At 55.9% G+C, this 14,338-nt stretch carries 14 protein-coding genes and 2 pseudogenes; 13 read left to right on the top strand and 3 right to left on the bottom strand.

Going from position 1 to position 14,338, the window contains the following annotated elements; genetic code table 11:
• Positions 1-311 precede the first annotated feature (311 nt).
• Complete coding sequence (locus CU048_12215; protein ID QBR72898.1) at positions 312-1,343, top strand: AraC family transcriptional regulator; 1,032 nt, start codon at positions 312-314, stop codon at positions 1,341-1,343.
• Positions 1,344-1,494: 151 nt separating this feature from the next.
• Positions 1,495-3,309, top strand: coding sequence for a hydrogenase maturation protein (locus tag CU048_12210; GenBank protein ID QBR71907.1), 1,815 nt, complete (start codon positions 1,495-1,497; stop codon positions 3,307-3,309).
• A 91-nt stretch (positions 3,310-3,400) separates the two neighbouring features.
• Here the strand turns inward: CU048_12210 and CU048_12205 are convergent, their stop codons facing one another.
• Entirely contained in the window at positions 3,401-3,604 is a 204-nt protein-coding gene (locus CU048_12205; protein ID QBR71906.1) for a hypothetical protein, read from the bottom strand.
• Positions 3,605-3,730: 126 nt separating this feature from the next.
• On the opposite strand from CU048_12205, the gene CU048_12200 reads away from it, so the two are divergent.
• The 9 genes and pseudogenes from CU048_12200 to CU048_12160 all read left to right on the top strand — a co-directional run bounded on the left by CU048_12200 (position 3,731) and on the right by CU048_12160 (position 9,328).
• Positions 3,731-3,976, top strand: a complete 246-nt coding sequence (locus CU048_12200; GenBank protein QBR71905.1) for a hypothetical protein — start codon at positions 3,731-3,733, stop codon at positions 3,974-3,976.
• Positions 3,977-4,231: 255 nt separating this feature from the next.
• A complete protein-coding gene (locus tag CU048_12195) occupies positions 4,232-4,558 on the top strand; it encodes a Kazal domain-containing protein (GenBank protein QBR71904.1) in 327 nt (108 codons plus the stop codon).
• Between the two features lie 106 nt (positions 4,559-4,664).
• Positions 4,665-4,757 (top strand): annotated as a pseudogene (locus CU048_12190) (phosphatidylserine synthase).
• A gap of 638 nt (positions 4,758-5,395) precedes the next feature.
• Positions 5,396-6,100 carry an ornithine aminotransferase gene (locus tag CU048_12185; GenBank protein QBR71903.1) on the top strand — a complete coding sequence of 235 codons (705 nt, stop codon included), beginning with the start codon at positions 5,396-5,398 and terminating at the stop codon, positions 6,098-6,100.
• Positions 6,101-6,200: 100 nt separating this feature from the next.
• Positions 6,201-6,864: pseudogene (locus CU048_12180) on the top strand (DUF159 family protein).
• 59 nt (positions 6,865-6,923) lie between these two features.
• Complete coding sequence (locus CU048_12175) at positions 6,924-7,124, top strand: hypothetical protein (GenBank protein ID QBR71902.1); 201 nt, start codon at positions 6,924-6,926, stop codon at positions 7,122-7,124.
• Positions 7,125-7,287: 163 nt separating this feature from the next.
• Positions 7,288-7,773, top strand: a complete 486-nt coding sequence (locus CU048_12170; protein QBR71901.1) for a hypothetical protein — start codon at positions 7,288-7,290, stop codon at positions 7,771-7,773.
• Between the two features lie 2 nt (positions 7,774-7,775).
• The gene (locus CU048_12165; protein ID QBR71900.1) at positions 7,776-8,669 is read left to right on the top strand and encodes a hypothetical protein; all 894 of its coding nucleotides are present in this window, start codon (positions 7,776-7,778) and stop codon (positions 8,667-8,669) included.
• Between the two features lie 281 nt (positions 8,670-8,950).
• Positions 8,951-9,328 carry a hypothetical protein gene (locus tag CU048_12160; GenBank protein ID QBR71899.1) on the top strand — a complete coding sequence of 126 codons (378 nt, stop codon included), beginning with the start codon at positions 8,951-8,953 and terminating at the stop codon, positions 9,326-9,328.
• Between the two features lie 334 nt (positions 9,329-9,662).
• Here the strand turns inward: CU048_12160 and CU048_12155 are convergent, their stop codons facing one another.
• Positions 9,663-10,088 (bottom strand): hypothetical protein, encoded by a 426-nt coding sequence (locus CU048_12155; protein QBR71898.1) that lies wholly within the window; start codon positions 10,086-10,088, stop codon positions 9,663-9,665.
• 651 nt (positions 10,089-10,739) lie between these two features.
• On the opposite strand from CU048_12155, the gene CU048_12150 reads away from it, so the two are divergent.
• Together CU048_12150 and CU048_12145 are read left to right on the top strand one after the other, a co-directional pair.
• The gene (locus CU048_12150) at positions 10,740-11,216 is read left to right on the top strand and encodes a hypothetical protein (GenBank protein QBR71897.1); all 477 of its coding nucleotides are present in this window, start codon (positions 10,740-10,742) and stop codon (positions 11,214-11,216) included.
• 363 nt (positions 11,217-11,579) lie between these two features.
• The gene (locus CU048_12145; protein QBR71896.1) at positions 11,580-12,545 is read left to right on the top strand and encodes a hypothetical protein; all 966 of its coding nucleotides are present in this window, start codon (positions 11,580-11,582) and stop codon (positions 12,543-12,545) included.
• Positions 12,546-12,583: 38 nt separating this feature from the next.
• On the opposite strand, the gene CU048_12140 is transcribed toward CU048_12145, so the two are convergent.
• Complete coding sequence (locus tag CU048_12140; protein ID QBR71895.1) at positions 12,584-13,996, bottom strand: hypothetical protein; 1,413 nt, start codon at positions 13,994-13,996, stop codon at positions 12,584-12,586.
• Between the last annotated feature and the right edge of the window lie 342 nt (positions 13,997-14,338).

The raw sequence follows: 14,338 nt of genomic DNA, 5'->3' as shown, positions 1-14,338 counted from the left end.
GGTCCGCTGGGGGCGGAAACGGCGCCAAGCCAACGTGAGAGGTTACCGCTCATCGCCGATGTGACTCTAATCGGGGTCAGAAAAGAGATGGTTGAGATCGCCGTTGCGGTGCAGCAGGCCTAAGAGGGCTGCAAAGTCTCATCGAAGATGCTCCTGCCTCGCTCCATCACCCGCTGGGTCAGCGGCTTTGAAAAATAATTGATGAAGTATGTTGGTCACTTGGCGAGCTCATCCTCGGCACGGGCCCTTTTGGCCGAAAACGAGGGATCTTTGTCCTTGTCGCGGATGTGATCACGACGGACAATCGCATCATGAACACACTATACCAAAATCGCCCCTCTCAAGAGATCAGCCGGTCCCGCAGGATCGGGTTTTTGATCTACCCGGATTGTGACGTCCTCGACGTGAGCGGACCGATGGATGCGTTCTATTACGCGGATATGTGGTTGCCGCGGTTCGGGAGAACCGACGAACCCGGCTACGAGTTCGTTATTCTGGCTGCCACGCCTGGACCGGTGCGAACGCGATGTGGAATCGAGCTCGTTGCAACCGACGCCTACAGCGACATAAGGGACGGCCTGGATACCTTGGTCGTTGTTGGCGGTGTCATAGATGTCGAAGGCGCCCGCAAGGATCCGGCCCTTGTTGAATGGGTGCGCGCGATGGCACCGCGCGTGCGGCGCGTGGCGTCAATTTGTACCGGCGCGTTCATCTTAGCGGCCGCTGGACTCTTGCATCACCGGCGCGTGACCACACACTGGATGTTCTCAGAACTCCTGGCGATAGCTTATCCGTCGATTGAGGTCGATTCCAGCCTTCTCTTTGCCCGCGACGGGAATATCTACTCTTCGGGCGGGATTACTGCGGGAATCGATCTGGCCCTTGCCTTGGTGGAAGAAGATCTCGGCCGGGAAATTGCCCTTGCCGCGGCCCGGATGCTGGTCGTTTTTCCACGGCGCCCCGGCGGCCAATCCCAATTCAGCGCTTACATAAAATTGGAAGCAAAGAAACGACCAGACATCGGCGAATTGCAAGCTTGGGTTCTGGGACACCCTGGCGAAGATCTTAGCGTCGCCACCTTGGCGGACCGCATGGCCATGAGTCCGCGCAATTTCGCCCGGCTCTTTCGCAGCGAAACCGGAGAAACGCCGGCGCAATTTACCGAACGGGCTCGAGCCGATGCAGCTCGCTGCAAACTCGAACAAACTGTTCTAACGGTGGAGATGATCGCCGAGGAATGCGGCTTCGGCAATACCGAACGCATGCGGCGTACATTTCAGCGGCTCTTCGATGTTAGCCCGCATGACTACCGGGCCCGGTTTCGATCAACTCTCCTAAACTGACGACGACAACAGAGCGAGCGGCAGACGCGTCCTGAACGGGAAGCGCAGTTAATCGCGCGCCTCTATTCGAACTGTGCGCCTCAACTTTCATGCGGACGTCCCCCCAATTCCTTAGTTCATTTCACCTCCCGCTGAAAAAGGATTTCTAGTTATGCGAATTCTCTTTTTGACCTCGGCCCACAATAGCCTCAGCCAGCGTCTATGGATCGAGCTCAGCGAGCGGGGACATGAAGTCAGCGTCTGCATTGCTGCGACCGGAGAGGCGATGATTGCTGCTGCATCCAACGACGTCCCCGACCTGATCATCGCGCCGATGTTAAAAATTGCCGTCCCGAAAGAGGTCTGGTCTCGGTATCTCTGCTTGATTGTTCATCCGGGCATCAGGGGAGATCGGGGGCCTTCCTCGCTCGACTGGGCCATCGCCAATCACGAGAAGATTTGGGGCGTAACGATCATTGAGGCGGCGGACGAGTTCGATGCGGGCCCGATTTGGGCCTCATACGAGTTCACCATCGAAACCAATCCTCCCTCGAAGAGCAGCCTCTATCGTGGTTATGTCACCGAGGCGGCGGTACGTGGGATTCTAGAAGCGGTCGCTAGGATTGAATCGGGGGACTCCCCCCGCGACCCCCTTCAACCAGGGCCGGAACATCTTTTCGGCCGTCTGCGCCCGCCGATGCGGCAAGCCGACCGTGGCATCGACTGGATGCGAGACAAAACTGCATTGATCGTGCGGAAAATCCGCGCGGCTGACAGTTCTCCTGGTGTCCTTGGCACGCTCCTCGGCAGGACGTGTTACCTCTATGGAGCGCATGAAGAAGAGTGTCTTCGAGGCGCACCGGGTGAAGTTCTGGCTCACCGCGACGGCGCGATCTGCATCGGCACAATAGATGGCGCCGTTTGGATTTCTCATCTTAAGGCCAAGAACGCAGTTGAGTCTGAAGACGTGAGCCTTTTTTCTGAAGGATACAAGTTCGCTCGGGCAGAGCGGCGCCCAATTGCTGGAATCAAACTTCCTGCAGCGCAGATATTGGGATCCCAACTTGTCGATGTGCCCGAGGCTCCGCTGCCGATCGACGCGCCGGCCGATCATCACACCTTCCGGGAGATCGTCTATACCGAGGAGGACCAAATCGGCTTTCTCTCGTTCGATTTCTACAATGGGGCGATGAGCACGTCCCAATGCTATCGGCTCCGCGACGCGTTTCTTTACGCGAGGTCGCGCCCAACCCGAGTTATCGTGCTGCTAGGCGGCCGCGATTTCTGGTCGAACGGCATTCATCTCAACGTGATCGAGGCGAATGCCGATCCAGCAAGAGAATCCTGGCACAACATCAATGCCATTGACGATCTGATCTTCGAGATCCTTAACACAATGTCGCATCTCGTCGTTGCCGGATTGCGCGGCAATGCCGGAGCCGGCGGCGCAATGCTGGCGCTTGCAGCCGACCACGTCTATGCGCGGTCAGGCGTTGTCCTCAATCCCCATTACAGAAGCATGGGCGGTCTCTACGGGTCGGAATACTGGACTTACACGCTGCCGCGGCGCGTGGGGCAGACGCGCGCGCTGGAGCTGACCCTGTCTTGCCAGCCGATCGGTGCGCGGGCCGCGCGAGAAATAGGCTTTCTCGATGATGTGTTCGGAGAAGATCAAATCGCGTTCGAGGCTGAGCTGAAGAAGCGGGCATCGGCCCTCGTCAGACATCCGGCTTTCCGCTTGATGCTCCGCAACAAGCATGAGCGGCGTCTCCATGACGAATACATCAAGCCCCTGGCCAATTATCGCGCCGAGGAGCTGGAACGGATGCGGCTCAATTTCTTTGGACCCGACCCCGCCTATCACACGGCACGCCAACGCTTCGTCTTCAAAGGGAAGACGCCCGAGAGCAGCCGGGAATTGTCCCGAGTCGAAGAGAGTGCGAGGAAAACAGATTTGGCAGAAGTAGAATTAATTTTGCAGAATTAATTTAGGAAAACGGACGCAAGCGCGATACGGCTGGCGATAAGCGTAGAGGCCTTGGCTCTTGCGCGTGACCGGCAAGCGCCAGGGGCCGGGCTCATTGACCGCGCAGAACACGCTCGACTTGAAGGAAATGGCCGCGCCTGGCGGAGCGGCGGCCGTCGGTGAGACCGCCCTTAATCCGCTTGGTCTCGTTCATCGCATCGGCGATGCAATGACGCGGGCGCGGCTGGAGCGCCGCTCCGGCGCGACCGCGAACGCCCCCGCCGACAAACCCCGCCGATGCGATTGCATGGCTCACTGGAACGCGCACAGCGTCTGCGCCAACCCCGCGTTCAGTCCGTCCGATCGCCGCACTCTTCGCCGCTCAGTACGGGGCGCATTGATGGGATGAACCCCAAATCTGTCGGCTTTCGAAGAATTGCCAATGATGGATTCGTTTGAGGGGCTCGTCCTGTCGGCACTTGAGCCGGGTGAATGCCGCTGGCCGATCACGACCGATCCAGATGGCGGGCTCCGCTACTGTGCGGAGGCGGTGGTTACGAACGGCATGGCGCCCTATTGCGCGTGCCGCCTGGCGCGGGCTTACAAGCGGCCCTTTGCCGGGCGTCGCTTTGTGGCGGCGAAGACGGCCGATCGGCGAGAGCTGATCGAGCTGGCGGCTGCTGTTTGAGGCGGCGTTCTTGTCGCCCTCGATCTTGAAGGCTTATTTGGGCCAGCGGCAGTGGTTTCACCTATTGTCTCTCTCACAGGGAAATTTACCATAACCGATATACTCGAAGTCCGTTCAACGGCCGCCCTTCAAGGGCCAGGTCAATTCACTCGCGCGTCGATCGAAAACGCCATTGCTCTTGCCTGTGGAACTTGCGCTTCGTTGTTTCGTTGCTTCGGTGTGATGTAGTCATGTTGTAGTTGGGGAGATAACGACATGTTACGTAAATATTTGATATTATTGCTTTCCACGGGAATAGTTGTGATAGGAAATTCAGGCGCAGTGTTAGGGGCCGGGGTGGGGGCCACCTGCAAAGGGATTGCCGCGATACAATGTGATGACAAGTTATGGTGTGATCCGGAGCCGGAAAAATGCAGCGTAGCCGACGTCGCGGGGAAGTGTATTAGCGTTCCTGTAATATGCCCCAAAATCTTCATGCCCGTCTGCGGTTGCGACAACAAGACATATGGCAACGACTGTGAGCGTCAGGCGGCGATGGTTGCGAAGAAATCAGACGGGCAATGCAAAGAAGAATACAAGTAATTTAGCCGAAGCATGAACGGCCTCACCCCCCGCCATATTATCATCCGGCGGATGTCGGATGATAATATGGTTGCATGCCGACCGCGCTGGCAGGTGACGTCGAGCGAGCTATCAAATCGATGGTAAGTTGCTGCGCTCCGGCGCCGCGAATTTCTCAGCGTCGGGCCTGAAGCGCCAGGACAACGATCTTATCGTGATCGAGAGCACCGCGCTGGCAGCGGAATTTAAGCGTAATTTTGAGGGGGCGATTTGGCGGAGGTGAGCCACTGTCGCTTGGCGCGGCCCCGTAGCGGGGAGTGCAAAATCATGCCCGTAATTTTAGCCGCCATATTTTTTATTACGACTCCGGTACTCGCTTGCGAAGGCTGTGGCTGCCGCGGAGGCCCCGGCTATAGAGGACCAGACGGAAAATGCGTCGGCTGGGCGAATATCGGGAGGGTCTGCGGCTCGCCACCCACGACTCGTTGTACCCCGGAAGGAACGAACGCTGGAGCAGAGGATGCAGCGGAATATGGCGTGAAAGCTCTGAACTCGAAAAAGCCGCGGTAGCTGTGACGACTGTTTAAGGCGGGGCTTGGCTGAGTCGGCCCTAGCACTAAATTTGTCTCTGCGTCCTATCATCATGCTTATCACCGCGATTGAACAAGCCGTGGCCGAGCCTGAGCACATTGAGGTGGAAGCATCGACAGCCCCCCCCTTCAAGAGACGGCATGACATTGAAGATGGGGCACGCGACATCGCTGCGGCTAAGGTATCGTTGGAACCCCAAGCTTCCCCTCGGCGTTTGGTTGGTTCATCCCCCAACCTCTCGGCACCTTTTTCGAAAGGAGGCTCCCAGTGGCTTACCGTGGGATTGAACAACTTGTGAAGGACAAGCTTCGGCGGCGCAGCGATCGAGATCCAGCCGGCATCGTGGTCGCAGTCAGCAAGGGAGCTGTCGTTCTAACCGGATTCGTCCGCAGCTACGTAGACAAATGCGAGGCGGAGGCCGATGCGAAGCAGGTCGCCGGCGTGGCCGCCGTGACCAATGAGATCGAGGTTCGTCTGCCCAGCGCGGACCGAAGGCTGGATTCCGAAATCGCTCTTGATGCGTCCACTGCCATCAAGGCGCAACTGCCGGTTTCCTGCGCAAAAATAACTATCGTTGTTACGAACGGATGGGTGACGTTAGGGGGCGAGGTCGAATGGCAATCACTAGGATGGGTAATCCTAGAAAGACAGATCGAATTGGAATATCAGCGGCTTACGGCAGAACTTGCAGTGCGTCCACTCAAAGGCGTTAGAGGCATCAGCAACGAAATTCAAGTGGTTAGACCGCTAATCCAGCCTTCCGACGTCAAGCGAATCAAGCAAAGGATCCAGGATGCATTCCGGCATAGCGCGGAGGTCGACGCCAATTGCATTACCATTGAAGCGAACGGCAGCGAGGTGATTCTTAAAGGCATCGTGAGCTCACGGTTCGAACGGGAAGAGGCGGAGCGCGTGGCGTGGTCTGCACCCGGCGTGACCAACGTCGAAGACCGAATCGTCATAAGCCCCTAGGCAATATGGCTTGGCTCACGACCGCAGATAGCGGGGGTGAAAAGGCGCGTCCACGAAGAGCTCAGGGGCGCGGATTTTCGGTAAGTGATAAGCTCTCGCCATGTGCGGACGCTTCACTCAAAACTACACGTGGCGCGAACTGGTCGAACTTTACCGGCTGACCCAGCCCCCACTACAATATCGCCCCAACAACAGCAATCGACGTTGTGCGATTGGCGCAAGCCGGCCCCGAGTTTGTCCCGATGCGCTGGGGTCTCATCCCGTGTTGGTGGAAAAAGTCTGCTAAAGAAGTGCCCTCGACATTTAACGCGCGGTCCGAAACCGTAGCCAAAAAGCCGATGTTCCGCTCAGCCTTCAGACGCACGCGGTGCATCGCGCCGGCGTCCGGCTATTACGAATAGCGCGCAACCGAGGGTGGCAAGCAGCCATATTTCATAAGCGCGGCGGATGGCGCGGTATTGTCGATCGCCGGCTTATGAGATGAATGGAAAGACCCGCAAGCGGGCGAGACCATTGTTTCCTGCACGTTGATCGTGACCAGTGCCAACGACTTCACACGGCAGATTCACGATCGCATGCCGGTGTTGATCGAGCAGCAAGATCACGACGTCTGGCTAACTGGAAAGGCTGGCGTCGAATTGTTGCGCCCGGCGCCGAATGATTCGCTTCGCATGTGGCCAGTGTCGAAGCGGGTGAACGCGTCGGGGTGGCGAGACGACGACCCGAGCTTGATTGAGCCTGTCGAAACCAACGCCCTTCTTTAGACAGTGAACGCCAGTGACGGGAGGCAACCTGACCGGCTTCAGCTTTCTCAGTGGCGTCGATGGTCATCGCAGCGATCGATGCCGTGGCGACGTTGCTCACGCGCGACATGGATTTGAGCATGAGTCCGACCCATGGCAAACAAAAAATAGTGTCTGGAACGGCCACGATGACTGCACCTGCTATTCATCCGCTGTTCGCGCTCGGGCAAAAACAAAAGGAGGGGTGCGTCTGGATCACAACCCGCACTCGGTATTGTTAGGCGTGCATTGCGCCATGTCACTGGTTTTGGTGTGCCTGAGCATCATGGCAGCGAGGCAGTCTCAACATCAACGGATGATCCGGGAGAGTCTGTACGACGAATGACTGACTTCGCGGCAGAAGATTCATGATACTCGTTTGCCACATTCCTAGTTATCTGGGGAATGCCAGCTAAAACTCGAACGGGCAGGGAGTTCTTCATGGACGACGACGGCAGAAGCGCGGTTGGTCAGACGCCTAGCCGGGAATCAGACCTGGAACAGCTTGCGGCAATTGCTTCGTGGTACACACCTGACTCTCTCATGCGGGCGTCGCGGATGGTGCACAGCATGCGACGCGTTAGCGACACCGCGGAGGGCGTAGGGTCAATCGCGAGTGGCCGCTACAAGGCCACCAGAGGGATATTGGCTGCACCGGAACAGATCGAGCAAGCCGTTTATGAGCTGCGTACGTTGTTCTCGTCTGACAATTATCAGGATGATGACGGCAAACGCCAAAGTTTGCTGGAGATCTGGATGGCGGTGGAATCCTGCCTTAGCCAAGCCGAGCACGACGAGCTTCGTTCTGCCGTACTGGGCCGGATATTCCCGAGAAGCAAAGCTCCCGATCGTCTTAGCCGCGCCGGGTTTTCTCAAGTGGGAGGGGAGTAAACATGTCGGTCACGGCAACGCTCTGGGAACACATCAACTTCGGAGGTTTCTCGTCAACTTCCGATTCGGGTCAGTTTCGTTATTTTTGGAATAAGTATGGGGCCGGACAGAATGATGAGTTCTCATCTATGCGGGCCTGGGACAATGGTAACCGCGGCAACTTCTATGCATTTGAACATATTAACTTCGATGGCCACTTCGCCTCACTCAACGTCGGCGGTCAGTTCTCCTCGGCTTGGTGGACTTATCTCGGAGACGACTTCAACGATGTGATCTCGAGTTCGCTGATCATCGCCCGATCCTCGAAGGACAAGGAGACCGAGGTCGCGCTGCGGTCTAACGTCACCTCGCAGTTTACCACGATTTTCGACAGTAAAACTCAAGGCAAGCCGGTCTCGAGATCTGGTGACCCGCGGATGTATGCGACCTACTTCCCCGACTACGAAGCAGACAAGGCCTTTGCCACGATCGAGCAGGAATTGACAGTTCAAGTGCGCATCCCGCTCAAAACTAGAATCAAGGTTTGGAATCCCTTTGGTGATGACTGGTATATTGAGATTGACTTGGGGCAGGTACGCTGGTCCGACTACAAGGCTTGGGTGCGCTACGATATTTTCTTTTTCGTCCGCGACGGCCAGCTTCATGGCGCGGCGTGGTGGTCACACGTCACCGTCGAATCGGGTCCATTCAGTCAGAGCGTCCTCGACGATTTGGCGCCGCCGTTGCACGAAGCTAAGGCCGACCTCACCGCAGCGATCACAGCGGCCCTTGGGCTATTTGCTCGTGGTCGCTTTTCTGACGCCTATATCCTGCCCGGTTCGCCGCCCGACATGGACCTAGCAGGCCAAAAGGGAAGTTATGATGATGATGTCACGCTGGTGGTGGTTGCCGCGTAAGGCTGCATTTCCTGCACAGCTCCTCGTCAATATGGCAGAGAACGATGAAGCGCTGAGCACGCTTATTCTCGCGTAGCAGCCGAGGTATTCATCGGCGTCTATGCTGGACGTGAAGGGGTCACAAGGGAGGAACTTGAGATGACACTCGGACGCGTCTGGCACAGGCGACTTCTGGATGAAATCTTCTTTCAACAAGTCCCTGGTAGCATTTCGAAAACAATCCCTTGATAGTTGGCTAATTCAACACTTTAGTGGGTCGCCTCAGGAAAGGACGATGATCAATGTCAACCATCCCGATGACCTGCAGTACGTTCAGATTTTTGCTGGTCGCGCTCTCGCTGCTGACCGCGAGCACGGTGCATGCCGACAATTCCCACGCCGCGGCCTGCTTCAACACAGCGCAACTGTCGCCGCCTAGGGTAGAGACACTTCCTCCGCCCGAAAACCAACGCTGTGCCAACTATGCCCATGGCGCGGTCTCCGATTATTCAACGATGCGGCGGTTTCAGCAGTGCTTTCTCCCCGATAATCCGCGCTGGCAGGCCGATTATCGCAACCACTATCAGTGGTGTTTGACCGCACGACCGGAGTGGCTGGCGAGCGAGACCAAGGCGCGCACCGATCATCTGGTGCACTGCGGCGTGAGAAAGAGTTTTTAAGCCGTACACCGCTGGCAAAAAGAGGCGATGGGCAGCTGACACCGACGACGAGCCTCCGCGGTAAGCGCACTTGGAGGCGAAAATGCCAAACCTAAACCAAAAATGTCGGAGCCACAGCGTCACTTGAGCTGCTGAAGCAAGGCCACAAGTTCGCTTTGACGGTGCGTATCCGTCTTGAGGAAGACGGATTTCAGTCGATTACGAACCGTCTCCTTCGAAATCTTCAGTTCTTTGGCGGCGATGGCTTTGAAGCACGCAACGGCTCGGGCACAACGCTGAAGGGATGTGTTGCCGCGCCCGCTTCGATCGACACTAAAATTTAGGACAGCTCAGCTCAGGCGGCGTGTCTGGACGCGTCTGCGACGCCCGTCTTGAATGGCTCCGAGGTCGCGAGCGTCACCCTCTGGGCGAGCGTAACAAGTTGCTTGGTCTGCTCGGTCAGCATCTCGATTTGCTGGCGTGCATGCTCGGTCGAAAGTTCTATGAATTCCGAAGGCGGATTCACGCCGGACAGCTTCTGGACAAAGTCGCAAGCGGCGTTGGTGTTCGCTTGAGCGAATTCGATAAACTGGTTGTTGTAAGCCTGCACATCCTCAACCGTCGTCAAATAACTTGCTTTGATGAGATAGGCAGCTTCGGTCGTAGCGATGTTCATCTTCTCGTAGCTTCCTTGGCTGGTGTGGCGCGCTTTTCCGCCATCTCGCGGAATGCTTGCGGGGAGCGCATGGCGCTCCTCAATTTGCGAGGATCCACCGTCCATAATAAAAAGCAGCCGCTATGAGGGCGACCGCCAAAATAGCGCCGAGCGGCGTCCTAACGAAGCTCGCAAGGTCAAGAATTGTACCCATAATCTTCACTCATCTGTTTGCTTACCGCCGTCGTGAATATTATTTGCGGGGCCGGACGGCGAAAGCGCCGATAATCATCTTTGATACCTAGCATAATTACGATAATTACGCAAGTAAAATACAAAACGAAAGCCAATAATATTTTAATATTACTTAGATAATACGTAGAAGATACTAAGTTAAGCTCAAGTAAGTCTTGCTCAACGGGTATGAAAGCCAAGCGTCTCTGGGAGGCAGCGGCGAAGAAGTTTTCGCATTCTCTCGGCGTAAAAGCAGGCAGGAGTGCGCCGGTCTTGTCCCAGAGGCCATCGACGGTCCGCTCGGCGGCCGGCGCGGAATGATCTTCTACGCATGTGGCCGGTCTCGAAGCGGGTTAACACATCAGGGCGGGGAGACAACAACCCGAGCTTGGTTGAGGCGGTTGGGGATCAGATAATTACAAATGGCTAAGCGAGGTCAGCCGCCATTCGTTTTTGCCCAAGATTGACCCCCAATGACCTGAGCTTTATTGTTTTCTTTCAGCCATTATCTGAGGCTTAGCAACGTTGCGAACGGGAAGCTAAATGCGAAAAGTTGCAATAGTGTTTCTGCTGGCCGCCGGGCTAATTGGGTGCGCTACCAAATATCAGAACATGGGATTCGGCGGAGGTGTTACTGCTCAGGCAATCACAAACGACACCTACAGGATTGTTGCGCGGGGCAATGGGTACACCTCCGGCACCGCGATTCAGGATTATGTCTTACTTAAAGCGGCCGAGACGGCGGTAGCAGCGGGACAAACCCATTTCGCGATCCTCGGTGCAGATGATGCGAGTTCCGATCAGGTTGGCCAAACGGCGGGCTCCTCTCAAACGAACGTCATCGGCAACACTGCTATGACAACTTACCAGCCGGGGACCGTCTACAACATCCACAAGCCCGGCAAGGATGTTTACGTCCGCGTTTTCACTCCGAGGAAGGGTGAAGCATTGCCATCTGGCTCGTTCGCAGCTGACGAAATCATTGCCAATATCGGGCCGCGCGTCCCCCGAGATGGTTAACTACGGCGTCGCGTTGGCGTGCCTATTGGAAGCAGGAGAGCGATCATGGCAAAAATCCTTGTGGGGGCGGCCATCGGCATTTTCTTAGGAGCAACAGCAAGCGCATGGGCAGCTGGGGTTTTTGGTTCCGGACAATTATCTGGTTGGACCGTTATCAAGGATAGCGAGGAAGTTTGTTCAGACCCTACCGTCAACGCATCATCCAAAGAAATTGAATGCGATTGAGCTTCGCGTAACAATTGCGGCGGCCCGGCGAGAGGCCCGGACAACCGTTTTTCCATCAAGCGATATGAGAATCGCGAGCCGGTGCGCGAGATTGCAGAGCTACGCCATTTCTCACGGCATGAGTCTAAGGTTGCAGGCATGACGGCCAGACGACACCACTACGTGCCGCAATGTTACCTTAGGGGGTTCGTCGCGGAACGAGAGAAGCCAGAGCTCTTTGTGATCAACACGGAGAAACGCCAGTCGTTTCTCGCCGCCCCTGCCAATGTAGCTACCAAACGTGATTTTAACAGAATTGATGTTGACGGCCATCCTCCGGATGCACTCGAAAATGCGTTTTCCGGCTTTGAAACCAAGCTTGACCGGGCCCTCAGGCAAATTGTCAGCGCGCGCTCAATCAAAAGCGAGAAGGACCGCGTAATGCTTTTCAATCTCATCGGCCTAATGGCAACAAAAAACCCGCGTCTGCGAGAGAATTTTCGCGTCTTCCGTGAACATATCGAACGAGTATTTATGGATTTGGTAACATCGACGCCAGAACTCTGGGCCTCGCACGTTCGTCGCGCCCAAAAGGATGGCTATCTCGCTGCTAGCACCGATACCGACTATGAAAAGATGCGGAAATTTGTCGAGAGGAGTGAATTTAGGGTTGAAACAACGACCTCGCAGCACTTGCACATGGAGCTAAGAACCTTCGATAAAATCCTGCCACTCATCTTTAGGCGTAAATGGGTTTTGTTCCGCGCGTCACCAAAATCAAGCGGCTTCGTCACGTCAGATCATCCTATGTGTCTGATGTGGTCCGACCTTGCATTGAGTGGCGGATTTCCTCCCGGCCTTGGCCGTCATAAAACACAACTGCTTTTCCCAATCTCAAACGACCTGGCAATGATTGGGACATTCGAGGGCGACCACGACGATGACGACGAAATTGACGCAGACGATCTGTTGGTCGCGCAGATCAATGGAAGCATCATCCTGCATTCTATGCGTCAGATTTACGCGCGTGACAGCGAATTTCTGTATATGTTCCAACATAATTCAAGCGTTATGCGCGGCGCTACGCTCTTGGACGACCAGTGTTTCTCACGCCCGTTTGATTGAGGCAGTTGGGGATGAGGCGGTAAAGCGGACGCGCTTGTTCAGTCCTCGAACAAATGCAAGGCTGCGCCCTGCATTTTCCCGAATTCCTGCTCGACCAGCTCGCGTGTTAGCCACTTATCCGGCTCAAGCCACCCGGCATTTCTAAACAGGTTGAAAAACGGAAGAGCTATACGACGTAGGGCCGAAAAATATGTGTCGCGAAGGTCGCTCCAGGAGAGTGCCACCGTCTTCACAAACCTATCGTCGGCGACTTTAATCGGACTGACGACACGCATCTCGTCCCACGCCAGCTGGCGGCCTGAAAGGCCCCGCCAGTCCATGCGAACGACCACCTGGTGAACACCCGGTATTTCTTGGCCTAGTAAGCGCGCATGCGCAAGCAGGGAATGGATCCTTATGAGAATCTGCAATGCGGTGAGATGCCTAACTTTGTCGCCGCTTGACCCCGAACGATCCTCGCGAAACGACTCAACCGTAACGGCGATTCCACATTCATAGATTCGCCAGTAGTCAAATGCGCTCGTCAGCAGCCCCGTGTTCTCCAGTCGCATCCCCTCCAAGTATCCGAGATCTTTAGCAAGGAGAGTCCCCGTCCGCACTTGCGGTGCGCGCTCAGGATACGTCAGCGGCAGAAATGACGCCCAGCCATAGTATGCATAGCGGTGCATCGCTACGGCAACGCGGTCACTCATGCCACGCAAATCCTCGATTTCCATGAGTTCGCCCTCTCCATCAAGAAGGGCATAGCCGAGCGCGGAGAACTGCCCTCCGGCAGCGCGTACGCGCTCCCGCTCCTTCGATGGGACGCGCTCAGCTAGCGCAGCTATCTGGACCGCAAAATCATCCGCGGTGTTGTTCACCGCAGCCAAAAGCAGCTCGATATTTCGGGCGCTTGGCTGGGTCTGCTTGGCGATCGACTGGCGAAGGATCTTGCCAAGGAGATCGGAGCGATGAGAGAGGCAGCGCTCAAGAAGCGTGTTCCAGTCATCGGGCTCACTTATCGCCACGCTCTCGGGGCCGGCGGCTCTTATATAGATCGTGCCTTTCCTAATGCCGCCGACACGCCCCTTGGCGTCTTGCGGACCGTCTGCTACCGCGATCACAGGTCGCGCTTCGTGCGAGGGCACGATGACCACAGGATAGGCCACACCGGAGTATTGAACTCGCTCGACCACAACCTGTAGTCGCGGATCAAGGTAGCGCTTCACAATCGCGGAGATCGCATCCTGATTGAACAGCGAAGGACTGAGATCAGTTGAGCCTTGCGGCTGCCTGGTCTTGTCGTCGATACCAAAAATCAGGTAGCCGCCGCCATGGTTGGCAAGCGCTGCTATGTGGCGCGCTAGATTGGCTTTTACCTCAGACTGCGAGGTATCCATCCACGCCTTAAACTCGACCCTAAGATCTTCATTCCCCGCGGTAATGAGTTCCGACAAATCCGAAATCGGCATGAGCCCGCCCTTTTACCATCGATCGCACATTGGCCAAATCGAGCTCAACGCCCATGATTTAGCACGGTTGCTACCGAATAATCCGTCTTTACTGCTGATTACTAGACCGGGCCAATAATATGGTTCCAGATATATCCACATAGTCCTATTATATCGATGCCACTATATTATTGCTGAGTTTGGTGCGGGCTATGCGCGGATTTCGGCTAGGCTATATAACATTACGAAAAGTTAATGTTGGGGCTTTTCGCGCGCAAAATAGCCCTTATTCACAGATTATTTATGTGGAACTCTGCGCCCGCAGCCTTCGCAAAGAACGTCCTCCACATTACCGTTTTGTAA

It is taken from the genome of Beijerinckiaceae bacterium (assembly GCA_004564215.1).
In the GTDB taxonomy this organism is placed as follows: domain Bacteria; phylum Pseudomonadota; class Alphaproteobacteria; order Rhizobiales; family Beijerinckiaceae; genus Methylocapsa.
The sequence above is the reverse complement of the archived record's forward strand: the minus strand, read 5'-3'. Positions and strand labels throughout refer to the sequence as shown.